Origin of the sequence: Arthrobacter sp. zg-Y20, assembly GCF_030142075.1 — a bacterium.
Classification (GTDB): Bacteria; Actinomycetota; Actinomycetes; order Actinomycetales; family Micrococcaceae; genus Arthrobacter_B.
On the sequence record NZ_CP126241.1, the window covers coordinates 826,898 to 839,455 of the forward strand.

Consider the following 12,558-nt stretch of genomic DNA (forward strand, 5'->3'; position numbering starts at 1 on the left):
TTGGGCCGCACGGGTGAATGCTAGAGCTCGGCGACGGCGAGGATCGGCAGCGTAGGTGCTTCCGAGCCGCCCTCCGGTTCCACGGTCATGGCCACTGCCCCGGCAGCGGACACATCGCCGTCGACCCAGATCCGGACATCACCGCCGGTGAAGCGCACATTGGGGATGGGTGTATCGTCCTCAAGCAGCCACAGCTGGTATTCCTCACCCTCGCCCGCATCCGGCAGGCCGCCGGCCACGAATAACGCCGCGTCCTGGTCCTGCGAGATGACCAGTGTGGCCGGCGAACCGTTCACGTCCAGCCGGTGGGTCGTGACATCGGGTGCGGACAACAAAGAATTCTCACGGACCTGTTCGGCTGCTGCGGACTGCTCCTGCTGCCGTTGCTCCCACTGGACGCCCAGTCCCCAACCGCCCAGGGCAATGCCCGGAATCAGGACGGCGGCTGCCGCCGTGGCCAGCAGGGAACGACGGCGGCTCCGTCGCCGCTCGTCCAGGGAAGCGACCTCGGCCATCTGCCCCGGCTTGGTGCCGTGGATGGCCGCGAGCACCGAACTGCGCAGCTCCGCAGGAGGCTCTTCCTGTGTTTGGGCTGCCAGATAGGCGCCGACCTCGGCATACTCCGCCACCTCGGTCCGGCACTGCGGGCACTTTGCCAGGTGCTGCTCGAAGCCGATGCGTTCCTGCGGCTCAAGGGCGTCCACGGCATACAGCGGCGCCAGCTCATGGAGGGTGCCGGCGCCAACATGGCGGTCTGAGCTGTTCACCGTTCTCCCCCCAGCACTGATTTGAGACTCTTCAACCCGTCACGGATCCGGGCTTTGGCCGTGCCCAGTGGAATGCCGAGGTGCTCGGCCACCTGACGGTGCGTGCATCCCTGATAGTAGGCCAATGCCACCGCCTCGCGCTGGAGGGGGCTGAGGGTATCCAGCCCGTCGCGGACCTGGTGGGCGTCCATACTCTGTTCCACTTCCTGCCAGGTTTGGTCAGCTGGCGGTTCGGTCCGCTCTTCTTCATAGGTTTGTTCCCGCTCACGCTCACGGACCAACTGGCGGATCCGGTCCACGGCCCGGCGGTGGGCGAGGGTACACAACCAAGCCGGCACCGAGCCCAGCGCCGAATCGAACCGCTCCGACTGCTGCCAGGCCATCAAATAAACCTCCTGGACAACTTCAGCGGCGATCTCCGGGGACCTGACCACGCGTAACGCCAAGCCGTAGACCTTCGAGGAGGTGGCGTCATAGAGCGCCGCGAAGCTCGCTTCATCTCCGTTTCCGCTGCGCCGCACCAGGTCCGCGAGGTCCGGCCCGTGGTTTTCGCCGCCTTCGGGGGACGTATCCGCGGAAGCCGGTTGACCGGGATCCCTCCGGTCTATGCGCGGGTCATTCATTCGCTTCCACGGATTGTCCCTTCGACTACCCCGCCCCAACCGCGGTGCGGTGGCGGGCGTTCCCGCCGAGAAGACTGTCACATCACCACTCCGCGGCGCCACCCGCACCGGGATCCACGTCCGCTGTCCGGCCCATGTGCGCCGTTTATCCGCTGTCTGTCCATATGTACTGTTCGCCGCCGGACGCCGAACGGACGGGTCCGGCGGGAACGGGCGGTCCGGGAAGCTTCTGCAGGTTTTTCTTCCCGCGACCCATCCGCTCGCGGCTCGGCTCCGAACCTGTGCTGTTACACACACCCGACCTCACGAAGGACACGATCATGAATAAGAAGATGCGTCTGCTTGCTGTTCCTACCCTGGCCCTGGGTGCCGTGGCGCTGTCCACCGGTCCGGCGATGGCCCACGGCGAGGACTCCTGGTCCAGCCAGGCCACACTGAACACGATGAACAATTCCGGCACCACGGGACAAGCCATGGTGGAGGTCCACGGAACCGAAGCCCAGGTCACCGTCAACGTGTCCGGTGCTGCCGAGACCTTTATGGACGGACCCTTCCCGCATGCCCAGCACATCCACATCGCGGCCCAGGGTGTTTGCCCCGGGCCGGATGCCGATACAGACGGCGACGGCGTGGTGAACACCACCGAAGGCCACCCGTTCTACGGACACATCGGGACCTCACTCACCACTGAGGGCGACAGCAGCCCCGATTCCGCGCTGGCTGTGGAACGCTTCCCGGGCGGATCGTCCTACACCTACGAGCGGACCCTGGAACTGAGCCCGGAGACGGCCGCTTCGCTCAAGGACGGCAGTGCGGTGGTTGTGGTGCACGGTGTGGACCCGTCACGGATGCCTGAGGCCGCGGCCGCGAAGATGTCCGACCTGGACCCGTCCCTGCCTGCAGCGGCAACCCTGCCCGCCGCCTGCGGCACGCTGGTCGGCTCGCAGATGGCCGACATGCCCGCCGGCGGTGCTGATACCGGAGTGGAGAGTGACAACGGTGCTGCCGGCACCGCCGTCGCCGGCGCCGGATTTGGCTTCCTGGCGCTGGCCGGTGCAGCGGTAGCTGTCCTCCGCCGCCGCGCGCGCGCCTAGCGGATGCCATGAAGGCATCTGCACACGGCCGCCGCGTGCTGACCGGCGCGGCGGCCGCCCTCCTCCTGCTGGGCGGCTGTGCGGGAAACACCATGCCGGAGGGCAGTAGTCCGGCTGCGTCCACGGCGTCCACGGCCCTTCCGGCACCGGCTGCTGAATCCGCTGCGCCGGCGGCCCCGCCCACTGCGACGGCGGCCCCGTCCGCTGCGCAGCCTGCGGCTGCCGCCCCTGTTTCCTTGTCCATTCCGGCCATCGGAACAAACTCGCAGCTGCTGCCATTGGGGCTGCGCGATGACGGCACACTTGAGGTTCCCCCGGAACCACCGGGCTCACCGGCGGGTTGGTACACAGGCTCGCCGGCGCCCGGCGACCGCGGCCCGGCAGTCCTGCTGGGACATGTCAATGCCACCGGCGGCGGCCCGGGCGTCTTTGCCGGCCTGCGCGACCTCCGCCCGGGGGACCGCATCAACGTTGCCCGCGAGGACGGTTCCACGGCGGTTTTCACCGTGGACCGCGGAGAGCAGTACGGGAAGGCCGACTTTCCGACCCTGGAGGTGTACGGCAACACCGAGGCGGCGGAGCTGAGGCTGATCACCTGCGACGGATTTGACGCAGCCAGCGGCGAATTTGACGACAACTACGTGGTGTACGCGACGCTGGTGCCCTGAGCGCGGCATCCCGGGCGTCCGCTAGGAAGTCAAAGCGCCGGCGATGACACAGCCTGCAGGAAGGTTTCCGTTATGGCGGCGTGGTCCAGGGCAGTGGCCACCGAGATCACGGGCGCCGGGGCCAGGAGTCCGTGCACCGTGTCCTCGCCGGCAATCACGCGGCGGTCCACCAGGGTCTGTCCCCGGCTGTGCCCGGCCAGTTCCACCCGGACCGGATAGTCCTGCAGCACCACGGTCTCGGGTGCGGCGATCAGGCAGGCTGCCCCGGCGTCGCCCATGGTCACCGGCGGCAGCCCGCCGTCGTCGGCCTGCGCCAGCGTTTGTGCCGCCGCCGGAACCGCCGCCGGTGCCGCCGCCTGCACCGCCGCGCGCGCCCCGGAGGCGAGCAGCGTCCCCACCAGCCGTGCACCCGGATCGCCGGACCCCTCCAAGGCCAGGTACTGCTGCGCGTCCACGGTGGCGAGGGTAAAAACGTCCAGCCCGTACATGGTCACGGGCAGGCCGGAATCCAGCACCACGGCCAGTGCCTCCGGGTCCTGCCAGGCGTTGAACTCGGCATGCGACGTGGCGTTGCCGATCCCGGCCGACCCGCCCATAAACACAATCCGGGCCAGCTTCCGTGCCGTGCGCGGATAGGCACGCAGGAACACGGCAATGTTGGTCAGCGGTCCGATGCCCAGAAGCGTCACGGGTTCGGGGGAGTCCTCGATGGTGCGGTGCAGCAGCTCGACGGCGGCCAGCGGCGAGGGAGCCGCCGGACTGACCGGCAGGGTCAGCCCGCCCAATCCGTTGGCTCCATGGAAGGCGTGCGCATTGCGCGGTTCGTTGATCAGCGGCCGTTCGGCTCCGCGGGCCACCGGGATGTCCGGCCTCCCGGCCACCGCCAGCACATCGAGGGTGTTGCGCAGCACCTGGTCGACGTCGGTGTTCCCGGAAACGCAGGTGACGGCCCGCAGGTCGATTCGCGGGCTGCGGGCCAGGAACGTCAGGGCCAGGGCATCGTCCATACCGGTGTCGACGTCGGCAATGACGGGAACCGGCGGCTGTGGCCGGGACGTGGGAGGGGAAGGAGGAGAGGAAGGCACACGCCGGCTTTCGTTTGATCTGCTGCCCGCGGGCAGGGAAGGTATCTAGAGAATAGGACACTTCGGGCAGGGACAAGGGGATGGCCATGACGGACACCAACGGGACCCGGCGCGTTGCCGTGCTGGGCGGCGGCATCATGGGTGTTTCGACGGCGGTGCAGCTGCTGCGCGGCGGGGCCGCGGTGGTGTTGGTGACTGAGGCAGGCATTGCCAGCGGGGCGTCCGGCCGGTCCCTGGCCTGGCTGAATTCCGCGGGCCCAAAGTCTGGGGCCTACCACCGGCTGCGGCTGGCCGGCATTGACCGCTACCGCACGCTGCTGGCGCAGAACCCGGGGATTGGCTGGCTGGGTTTCGGCGGCGGACTGTACTGGGCGTCAGCCGCTGATGAGGCGGACACGCGGGAGCGGCACGACACCGAGGCGGCGCACGGCTACGACTCCCGGCTGCTGCCGCAGGACACCGCGGTGAACGTGCTGCCGGGCATCGACCCCGCGGTGGCCCCGGAAGCCGTCACCGGTCCGGTGTTGCACAACCCGGGCGAAGGCTGGGTGAGCCTGCCGCACCTGGTGCAGCACCTGATGCAGGAGTTCACCGCCCGCGGCGGTGAACTGGTAACCGGGGCCGGGAAGGCCGCCGTCGTCCTGGCGGACGGGCGGGCAGCAGGACTGAGGCTCGCGGACGGACGCGGGATTGCCGCTGATGCGGTGCTGGTGGCGGCCGGTGCCGATACTCCTGCCGTGGTGCGGCCGCTGGGGGTGGACCTTCCGGATGCCTCGGACCTGGCCCTGCTGGTCATCACCGAGCCGGTGGAAACATCTCTGGCCGCGGTGCTGAACACGCCGCGCGTCTCGGTCCGTCCGCATCCGGGCAACCGGCTGGCGATGGATTCCTCCTGGTACCTGGACCGGATCACGCGGAACGCGGACGGCAGCTACGCCATTGATCCGGCCGTGGTGCAGGAGCTGATTGGAGAGGCGTCCAAGGTGCTGGCCGGGCAGCCGGAGCTGCGCGCGGCGGAGCATCTGGCCGGCCGCAAACCGATTCCCGGCGACGGCGAGCCGGTGCTGGGGGAACTCCCCACCGTGCCCGGCTGTTTTGTGGCCTTTACCCACTCCGGTGCAACGCTGGGCCTGATTGCCGGCGAGCTGCTGGCCGGTGAAATCCTCACTGGCCGCCGGCATCCGCTGCTGGCCGGGTTCCGGGCGGAACGCTTCAGCTAGCCTCGACGTCGGAGAGTGCGGCGGCGCCGTTCGCCGGGTCCGCCGACGGCGCGGCCAACAGCGGTGCGAACACCAGTTCGGCGGCACCCACCAGCAGCAGCTCCGAGCGCAGGGCCGCTCGGCGCAGCTGCACCCGCCCGCCCAGGCCGGCGATGGCGTCGCCGGCCACGGAGCCCTGCAGCCGCTCCGGGTTGCAGGCAAACAGCGTGCCCAGGAAACCGCCGAGCACTATGGTCTCCGGGTTGAAGATGTTCACGAAGTTGGTCAGCGCCACGGCGAGGTGGTCCAGCTGCCGGTCCGCTTCGGCCCGAACCGCGGCGGAACGGGGTTCGGCCATGGCGGCATCCAACGTGTCCTGGTCCGCGCGTTCCAGACCCAGTGCCGCCAGCAGGCGGGGCAGGTTCACTTCCGTTTCCAGGCAGCCGCGCCGGCCGCAGTGGCACAGTGCCCCGTTGCTGCGGACCATGGTGTGGCCCAGTTCGCCGGCGTATCCGTCGGCTCCGCGCAGGGGTTCGCCGGCCGCGATGATTCCGCCGCCGATGCCGCTGGCGCTGCCGTTGAGGTACACGGCGTTACCGGCGTCGACGGCGGCGCCGAATAGGCTTTCGGCCACGGAGGCCAGCGTGGCGTCGTTGCCGGCGAAGACCGGCAGGTCCAGGGCTTCCGCCAGCGGTGCGGCCAGCGGTTCGTTCCGCCAGCCCAGGTGCGGAGCCAGCAGTACCAGGCCGTCGGTGGTGCGGGTGAGCCCGGGAACGGCTACGCCCACTCCCACAATCCGGTCCAGGGTTTCCAGCTCGCCGGACATTGCGGCAAGGGCGGCACGGGTGAGCTCCACGGTGTCCGGGACGCCGGGGGCGGCGGGTGTTTCGCAGCGGATTCGCCGGTGCACGCGCCCGCCCAGGCCCACCAACCCCACGGTGACGGCGTCGACGTCGGGATGGACCGCCACGGCTGCCACCTGCTCATTGGGGTGCACCAGGGGGCTGGGCCGCCCCACCCGTCCGGCGGGCGGATTGGTTTCATACGCCAAACCCATGGCGGCCAGTTCCCCGGCCAGGGCGCCCACGGTGGAGCGGTTGAAACCGGTCCGGCGGGTCAGCTCGGCCCGGGACAGCGGTCCGTGCCGGTGCAGCAGGGTCAGCACCCGGGACAGGTTAGTTGCCCGCAGGCTGTCGGTCCCGCCTCCGGCCGGGCCCGTGGTCTTGCTGTTCCTGCCGGCCATGCCGCCGATCCCCCTGCCCGTGAAACTGCCCGTGAAGCTGCCCGTGTACCAGCCTGCCAGCCCCTGCTTGGGCCCGGCTGCCGCTTTCAGCGTACCCGCTGAAACCGTTGACACCCCCGCTTCGCCGGAATATGTTGTGGCTACCAACTAATTCTTGCGACCTGGAGCTAACGTGACAATGACGCCATCGCCTTCTGACCGTTTTACCTTCGGCCTGTGGACCATCGGCTGGACCGGAACGGACCCCTTCGGCACTCCCACCCGCGCCAACCTGGATCCCATCGAAGGCATGCATAAGCTCGCCGAACTGGGCGCCTACGGGGTGACCTTCCACGACAATGACCTGGTGCCGTTCGATGCCTCTGCGCAGGAACGGGACCTGATCCTGAAGAACTTCACCAACGCCCTGGCCGAAACCGGCCTAAAGGCGCCCATGGTGACCACCAACCTGTTCACCCATCCGGTCTTCAAGGACGGCGGCTTCACCTCCAATGACCGGTCCGTGCGCCGCTTCGCGCTGCGCAAGGTGCTGCGCAACATTGACCTGGCCGCCGAACTCGGTGCGGAGACCTTCGTGATGTGGGGCGGCCGGGAAGGCAGCGAATATGACGGGTCCAAGGACTTCGCCGCGGCGTTTGAGCGGATGAAGGAAGGCGTGGACACGGTAGCCGGCTACGTGAAGGAAAAGGGCTACGGCCTGCGCCTGGCCATTGAGCCCAAACCCAACGAACCGCGCGGCGACATTTTCCTGCCGACCATCGGTCACGCGCTGGCGTTCATTGCCCAGCTGGAGAACGGCGACATTGTTGGCCTGAACCCGGAGACGGGGCACGAGCAGATGGCCGGGCTGAACTTCACCCACGGCATCGCCCAGGCCCTGTGGTCCGGCAAGCTGTTCCACATTGACCTCAACGGGCAGAAGTCCATCAAGTTCGACCAGGACCTGGTCTTCGGCCACGGCGACCTCACCAGCGCCTTCTTCACCGTGGACCTGCTGGAAAACGGTTTCCCCAACGGCGGTCCGCGCTACGAGGGCCCGCGCCACTTCGACTACAAGCCCTCCCGCACCGAGGGCTACCCCGGAGTCTGGGAATCAGCCAAGGCCAATATGGACATGTACCTGCTGCTCAAGGAACGCGCCACCGCTTTCCGGGCCGACCCCGAGGTGCAGGAAGCCCTGCAGTACGCCGGGATCGGCGAACTGGCGCAGCCCACGCTGGCCGCCGGGGAAACCGTCACGGACCTGCTGCAGGATGCCTCCGCTTTCGAGGACTTCGACGCTGCTGCGGCCGCGGAGCGCGACTTCGGGTTCGTGAAGCTGAACCAGCTGGCACTGGAACACCTGATGGGTGCCCGCTAGGCTCTCGGACCTAACCGGAATCACACGCGGAAAAGTACTTCCATCCGTGCTGCCGCCGGCCCTCTGGGGGGAGCCGGCGGCAGCACCTGTTGAAAGGCCGGGCATGCCCCTCGTCGCCGGAGTCGACAGCTCCACCCAGTCCTGCAAGGTAGTCATCCGCGATGCGCAGAGCGGCGCCCTGCTGCGCGAGGGCACTGCACGCCATCCCGCCGGCACCGAGGTGGACCCCGAAGCATGGTGGACCGCTCTGCAGGAGGCGCTTGCCGCTGCCGGAGGTCTGGCGGACGTGGCCGCGGTGTCCGTGGGCGGGCAGCAGCACGGCATGGTCTGCCTGGACGAGACCGGGGCCGTGGTCCGCCCGGCCCTGCTCTGGAACGACGTCCGTTCTGCGGGAGCGGCTGAACAAATGGTGGCCGACGCCGGCCCGGACGGCGCGCGCTACTGGGCGGACAGCACCGGATCGGTTCCTGTGGCCGCCTTTACCGCCGCGAAACTGCGCTGGCTGGCGGAGAACGAACCGGACAACGCCGCCCGCACCGCCGCGGTGTGCCTGCCGCACGACTGGCTGAGCTGGCGGCTGGCCGGATACGGGCCGGGCAGCGGCGCCGAGGGCCTGGCCGCCCTCACCACCGACCGGTCGGACGCCTCCGGCACCGGTTACTGGTCCCCGGCGAACGGCGAGTACCTGCCGGAGGTCCTGAAGCAGGTCCTGGGCCATGTGCCGCTGCTGCCGCGTTTGCTCGGGCCGCTGGAAGCTGCCGGGCGCACGCCGTCCGGAGCCCTGATCGGGCCCGGCGCGGGGGATAACGCGGCCGCCGGGCTGGGCGTTGCCGCCGGGGTGGGGGACGTAGTGGTCTCCATCGGCACTTCCGGTACTGTGTTCGCCGTCGCCGACGCGCCGACGTCGGACGCCACCGGCCTGGTGGCAGGATTCGCTGACGCCACCGGGCACTACCTGCCGCTGGCCTGCACGCTGAACGCCTCCCGGGTCCTCGACGCCACCGCGGCGATGCTCGGCGTCGACTTGCATGAACTGACCCGCCTGGCGCTCTCCGCCCCGACCGGAGCGCAGGGCCTGGTGCTGGTGCCGTACTTCGAGGGCGAGCGGACACCCAACCTGCCGGATGCAACCGGTTCCCTGCACGGGGTAACGCTGGCCAATTTCACCCCCGCGAACCTGGCCCGCGCCGCAGTCGAGGGCATTGCCTGTTCGCTGGCGGACGGGTTCGCCGCGCTGAAGGACACCGGCGTGGACGCGCAGCGGGTGATCCTGGTGGGCGGCGCCGCCCGGTCCGAGGCGGTGCAGCAGTCCATCGCCGCGGTGTTTGGCCTGCCCGTCACCGTGCCCCGGCCGGGGGAATACGTGGCCGACGGCGCCGCGCGGCAGGCGGCCGCTGTCCTCACCGGGGACTGGCCGGCCTGGAACGACGGCACGTCCACCGTGGTGACGGCCGATCCGGCGCCGGAAGTGTTGGCCCGCTACCGGCAGGCCGCTGTCACTCCTACGCTTCCGGCCTCGCGGTAGGCTCGTGCCCATGACGAACACCGGTTTCCACGGCACAGGTCCCAACGGCAGCCCCATCGAACTGGCGGCCGGTTCCTACCGCGCCACCATCTACCCGGTTGGCGCCACACTGGCCGCGCTGACCCGGGACGGCCGGCATCTGGTGTTGCCGCTGCCCGAGGACACCGTGCCGCACGCCTACACCGGCAAGGTGCTTATGCCCTGGCCCAACCGAATCGTTGGCGGACGCTACTCCTTTGAGGGCTCTGACTACCAGGTGCCCGTCAACGAACCTGAAACCGGAATGGCCCTGCACGGGCTGGTGTGCTGGGACGAATGGCAGGTAGCCGAGGCCGCTGCCGACCGCGTGGTGCTGCGGCACCGGCTGATGGGCCAGCCGGGCTATCCCTTCACCCTGGAGCTCGAGGCGGTGTACGCGCTCGACGCCGAGGCCGGCCTGAGCGTGGAACTGGCCGCCCGCAATGCCGGGGCTTCCGCGGCACCGTACGGTGTCTCCGCCCATCCCTACCTCACCGCGGATCTGGTGCCGGTGGACCGGTGTGTGCTGGAGGTACCTGCCGCGCAGGTGCTTGGCACCTTGGAGCAGCCGGGCCGTCCGCTGGATCTGGCCGAGCTGCAGGATGTGAAAGGCACTGCGCTGGCCTTTACGGCCGACGGACCCATCGGCGCCCGCACTGCGGACCATGCGTATGCGGGCCTGCCCGACGGCGAATGGCAGGTCCGCCTCACGGACCCCGAAACCGGCGTCGGCTCGGTGCTGTCCGCGGTTGGCAAGGACGCGCCGTGGCTGCAGATCTATTCCGGGGAGCAGATGGGCCGCCTGGGTGTGGCTGCCGAGCCGATGACCTGCCCGCCGGATGCCTTCAATTCCGGGGAGGGCTTGATTGTGCTGGCTCCGGGAGAGGAGCATCGGCTGGGCTTCGGCATCGCTGCTGCCTGACCCGCAGCCCCTGTTACGGGGGAGGGCACGGCTCTAGCATTGCGCCTATGACCCAGGATCCAGTGGAGTCCAATCCAGACCACTACGCCGTGGTGTTTGAAAATGAGCGTGTGCGCGTGCTGGAGTACCGGGACACCCCGGGGCACATAAGCGTTGCGCACCGGCATCCCGACAGCGTCATGATTACGGCCAGCTCCTTTCAGCGGCGGTTGCACTCGAGTGCCGGTCCGGCGGGATCCCATATGGATGTGGAACTGCCTGCTGGTGCCGTGCGCTGGCTTCCGGCCCAAGAGCATTACGGCGAAAACACGGGTGAGACGGAAACCCACGTTTTTTTCGTGGAGCTCAAGGAACCGAACCCGGCGGGGGAGACACCTGACGTCTTGGGACCCGCGGTCCCCTGACCTCTTCTTTCAGCCGGCGCCGGCGCCAGCCTTGCCGTGCATCCGCAGCGACCATAGACTGCCCGAATGCGCGCCCTCGAGACCGACCGGCTGACCCTCCGCCTGTTCACCGCCGACAACGCCGACTTTGTCCTCGACCTGTACTCCCGGATGGACGTGCAGCGCTATATCAGCGGCCACCCCCCGAAGCTGATGAAGGACCGGACCGAGGCAGTTGCGCTCATCGAGGCGTGGACCCGCCGGGACGACGGAACCTGCGGCATTTGGGCCGTGCAGGAGAAGGCGGCGGAGGACAACGTCGCCGGGCAGCTCACCGGGACGCTCCTGCTGAAGCCCATACCGGCGTCGGGCCCGGAACTGCAGGAGTCCGGCGACATTGAAATCGGCTGGCACTTCCACCCGGACTTCTGGGGGCGGGGCTATGCGCCGGAGGCTGCAGCCGCCGTCCTGCAGCATGGGTTCGACGCCGGCCTTCCCCGCATTGTGGCAGTAACCAATCCCGCCAACACGGCGTCGATGCGGGTCTGCGGGAAAATCGGGCTCCAGGCGCAGGGCACCACCGACCGGTACTACAACAAGACCTGCCAGCTCTTCACCGCTGACAATCCCGCCGGGAACAACGCCGGTGCGGAGAGCTAGCCCTCCCCGAACTGCTTGCGCAGGAACGCCAGCGCGGCGAGTTCATCCTCGCTGCCCCCGGCCTCGTGCTGGTTGAAGGGCCAGACGGAGAGTTCCTTTGGGCCGGCATAGGAGTTGTAGGCGGCGTACACCGTGGACGGGGGAGTGGTGGTATCCATCAGGCCCACCGCGAACAGCGCCGGTGCGGAGGCGCGCGGCACCAGGTTCACGACGTCGAAATAGCGCAGCGTCTGCATCACCTGCTGCGCCGTCCCGCGCTGCATGGACAGGAAATCGGTGATTTCCCGGTACGGGTAGGCATCGGTAACGGTCAGCGCCCGCGGAAAGTCCGAAAGGAACGGGACCAGGGCGACGACGGCGGCCACCTCCGGATACAGGGCGGCAGCCGCCAGAGCCAGCCCGCCGCCCTGGCTCATCCCCAGCACCGCCACCCGATCCGGATCCACCGGCGCCAAACCCCTGCCCGCAAGTGAACGCATGGCCTCCACCGCCCGGACGGCATCGGTGATCAGCCGGCGGTAGTAATACGTCTGCGGATCGAGCACCCCGCGGGTCATCACCCCCGGAACCTGGGGACCGGCACTGCCGGCGGCATCCGGCGTTGTGCCCGTGCTCCAGCCGGCACCCTGCCCGCGGGTGTCCATCTGCAGGTGCGCGAAGCCGGCCGAAGCCCAGAACAGGCTCTCGTGTGCGTCGCCCCGGCCGCCGCCGTAGCCCACAAACTGCACCACGCCCGGCAGCGGGCCGTCGCCGCGGATGCTCCGGGCGGGCAGCCGCAGCCAGGCCCGGATCGGGTCACCGGCGAAGCCCGGGAACACCACGTCGTAGACCTCAACCGTCCGCAATCCGCTGGGGAAGGGGGTGACCTCCACCTCCAGAGGATGCACGCGCGCCTGGTCCAGGGTGTCCGCCCAGAACCGGTCCAGGTCCTCCGGAGCGCTGGTGCTGCCGCGGTAGGTGGCAAGTTCTTCGGCCGGCAGATCGTAATACATGCGGCTCCCGGGTGTCGTA

13 protein-coding genes are annotated in these 12,558 nt (G+C 69.0%); 8 read left to right on the plus strand and 5 right to left on the minus strand.

Features of this window, described 5'->3' with window-relative positions:
• Positions 1–20: 20 nt before the first annotated feature.
• Together QNO06_RS03975 and QNO06_RS03980 are read right to left on the minus strand one after the other, a co-directional pair.
• Complete coding sequence (locus QNO06_RS03975) at positions 21–767, minus strand: anti-sigma factor (RefSeq protein WP_227913370.1); 747 nt, start codon at positions 765–767, stop codon at positions 21–23.
• Complete coding sequence (locus tag QNO06_RS03980) at positions 764–1,390, minus strand: sigma-70 family RNA polymerase sigma factor (protein WP_227913369.1); 627 nt, start codon at positions 1,388–1,390, stop codon at positions 764–766. The genes QNO06_RS03975 and QNO06_RS03980 overlap by 4 nt, the downstream gene beginning before the upstream one ends.
• 320 nt (positions 1,391–1,710) lie before the next feature.
• On the opposite strand from QNO06_RS03980, the gene QNO06_RS03985 reads away from it, so the two are divergent.
• Positions 1,711–2,484, plus strand: a complete 774-nt coding sequence (locus tag QNO06_RS03985; RefSeq protein ID WP_227913368.1) for a hypothetical protein — start codon at positions 1,711–1,713, stop codon at positions 2,482–2,484.
• A gap of 8 nt (positions 2,485–2,492) precedes the next feature.
• On the plus strand, positions 2,493–3,152 hold the full coding sequence (locus QNO06_RS03990) for a class F sortase (protein WP_227913367.1): 660 nt from the start codon (positions 2,493–2,495) through the stop codon (positions 3,150–3,152).
• A gap of 29 nt (positions 3,153–3,181) precedes the next feature.
• Here the strand turns inward: QNO06_RS03990 and QNO06_RS03995 are convergent, their stop codons facing one another.
• A complete protein-coding gene (locus QNO06_RS03995) occupies positions 3,182–4,237 on the minus strand; it encodes a nucleoside hydrolase (RefSeq protein ID WP_227913366.1) in 1,056 nt (351 codons plus the stop codon).
• Between the two features lie 86 nt (positions 4,238–4,323).
• On the opposite strand from QNO06_RS03995, the gene QNO06_RS04000 reads away from it, so the two are divergent.
• A complete protein-coding gene (locus QNO06_RS04000; RefSeq protein ID WP_227913365.1) occupies positions 4,324–5,457 on the plus strand; it encodes an NAD(P)/FAD-dependent oxidoreductase in 1,134 nt (377 codons plus the stop codon).
• Here QNO06_RS04000 and QNO06_RS04005 read toward each other — a convergent pair.
• Complete coding sequence (locus tag QNO06_RS04005) at positions 5,450–6,826, minus strand: ROK family transcriptional regulator (RefSeq protein ID WP_227913364.1); 1,377 nt, start codon at positions 6,824–6,826, stop codon at positions 5,450–5,452. The genes QNO06_RS04000 and QNO06_RS04005 overlap by 8 nt on opposite strands.
• Before the next feature lie 31 nt (positions 6,827–6,857).
• Here QNO06_RS04005 and xylA point away from each other — a divergent pair, with 31 nt between their 5' ends.
• From xylA to QNO06_RS04030, 5 genes are all read left to right on the plus strand, one after another.
• On the plus strand, positions 6,858–8,039 hold the full coding sequence (xylA, locus tag QNO06_RS04010) for a xylose isomerase (RefSeq protein WP_231706310.1): 1,182 nt from the start codon (positions 6,858–6,860) through the stop codon (positions 8,037–8,039).
• 103 nt (positions 8,040–8,142) lie between these two features.
• Positions 8,143–9,564: a xylulokinase gene (gene xylB / locus QNO06_RS04015; RefSeq protein WP_227913362.1), complete on the plus strand. Its 1,422-nt coding sequence runs from the start codon at positions 8,143–8,145 to the stop codon at positions 9,562–9,564.
• A gap of 10 nt (positions 9,565–9,574) precedes the next feature.
• The gene (locus QNO06_RS04020) at positions 9,575–10,504 is read left to right on the plus strand and encodes an aldose-1-epimerase (protein WP_227913361.1); all 930 of its coding nucleotides are present in this window, start codon (positions 9,575–9,577) and stop codon (positions 10,502–10,504) included.
• 47 nt (positions 10,505–10,551) lie between these two features.
• A complete protein-coding gene (locus QNO06_RS04025) occupies positions 10,552–10,908 on the plus strand; it encodes a cytoplasmic protein (RefSeq protein WP_227913360.1) in 357 nt (118 codons plus the stop codon).
• A gap of 66 nt (positions 10,909–10,974) precedes the next feature.
• A complete protein-coding gene (locus QNO06_RS04030; protein ID WP_227913359.1) occupies positions 10,975–11,547 on the plus strand; it encodes a GNAT family N-acetyltransferase in 573 nt (190 codons plus the stop codon).
• On the opposite strand, the gene QNO06_RS04035 is transcribed toward QNO06_RS04030, so the two are convergent.
• On the minus strand, positions 11,544–12,539 hold the full coding sequence (locus QNO06_RS04035) for an acetylxylan esterase (RefSeq protein WP_227913358.1): 996 nt from the start codon (positions 12,537–12,539) through the stop codon (positions 11,544–11,546). The two genes, QNO06_RS04030 and QNO06_RS04035, sit on opposite strands and share 4 nt — an antisense overlap.
• Between the last annotated feature and the right edge of the window lie 19 nt (positions 12,540–12,558).

Coding starts and splice junctions, on each gene's coding strand:
- xylB (WP_227913362.1), top strand. CDS start 8,143: ATGCCCCTCGTCGCCGGAGTCGACAGCTCCACCCAGTCCTGCAAGGTA.
- QNO06_RS04025 (WP_227913360.1), top strand. CDS start 10,552: ATGACCCAGGATCCAGTGGAGTCCAATCCAGACCACTACGCCGTGGTG.
- xylA (WP_231706310.1), top strand. CDS start 6,858: ATGACGCCATCGCCTTCTGACCGTTTTACCTTCGGCCTGTGGACCATC.
- QNO06_RS04035 (WP_227913358.1), bottom strand. CDS start 12,539: ATGTATTACGATCTGCCGGCCGAAGAACTTGCCACCTACCGCGGCAGC.
- QNO06_RS04020 (WP_227913361.1), top strand. CDS start 9,575: ATGACGAACACCGGTTTCCACGGCACAGGTCCCAACGGCAGCCCCATC.
- QNO06_RS03990 (WP_227913367.1), top strand. CDS start 2,493: ATGAAGGCATCTGCACACGGCCGCCGCGTGCTGACCGGCGCGGCGGCC.
- QNO06_RS04000 (WP_227913365.1), top strand. CDS start 4,324: ATGACGGACACCAACGGGACCCGGCGCGTTGCCGTGCTGGGCGGCGGC.
- QNO06_RS03985 (WP_227913368.1), top strand. CDS start 1,711: ATGAATAAGAAGATGCGTCTGCTTGCTGTTCCTACCCTGGCCCTGGGT.
- QNO06_RS03980 (WP_227913369.1), bottom strand. CDS start 1,390: ATGAATGACCCGCGCATAGACCGGAGGGATCCCGGTCAACCGGCTTCC.
- QNO06_RS04030 (WP_227913359.1), top strand. CDS start 10,975: ATGCGCGCCCTCGAGACCGACCGGCTGACCCTCCGCCTGTTCACCGCC.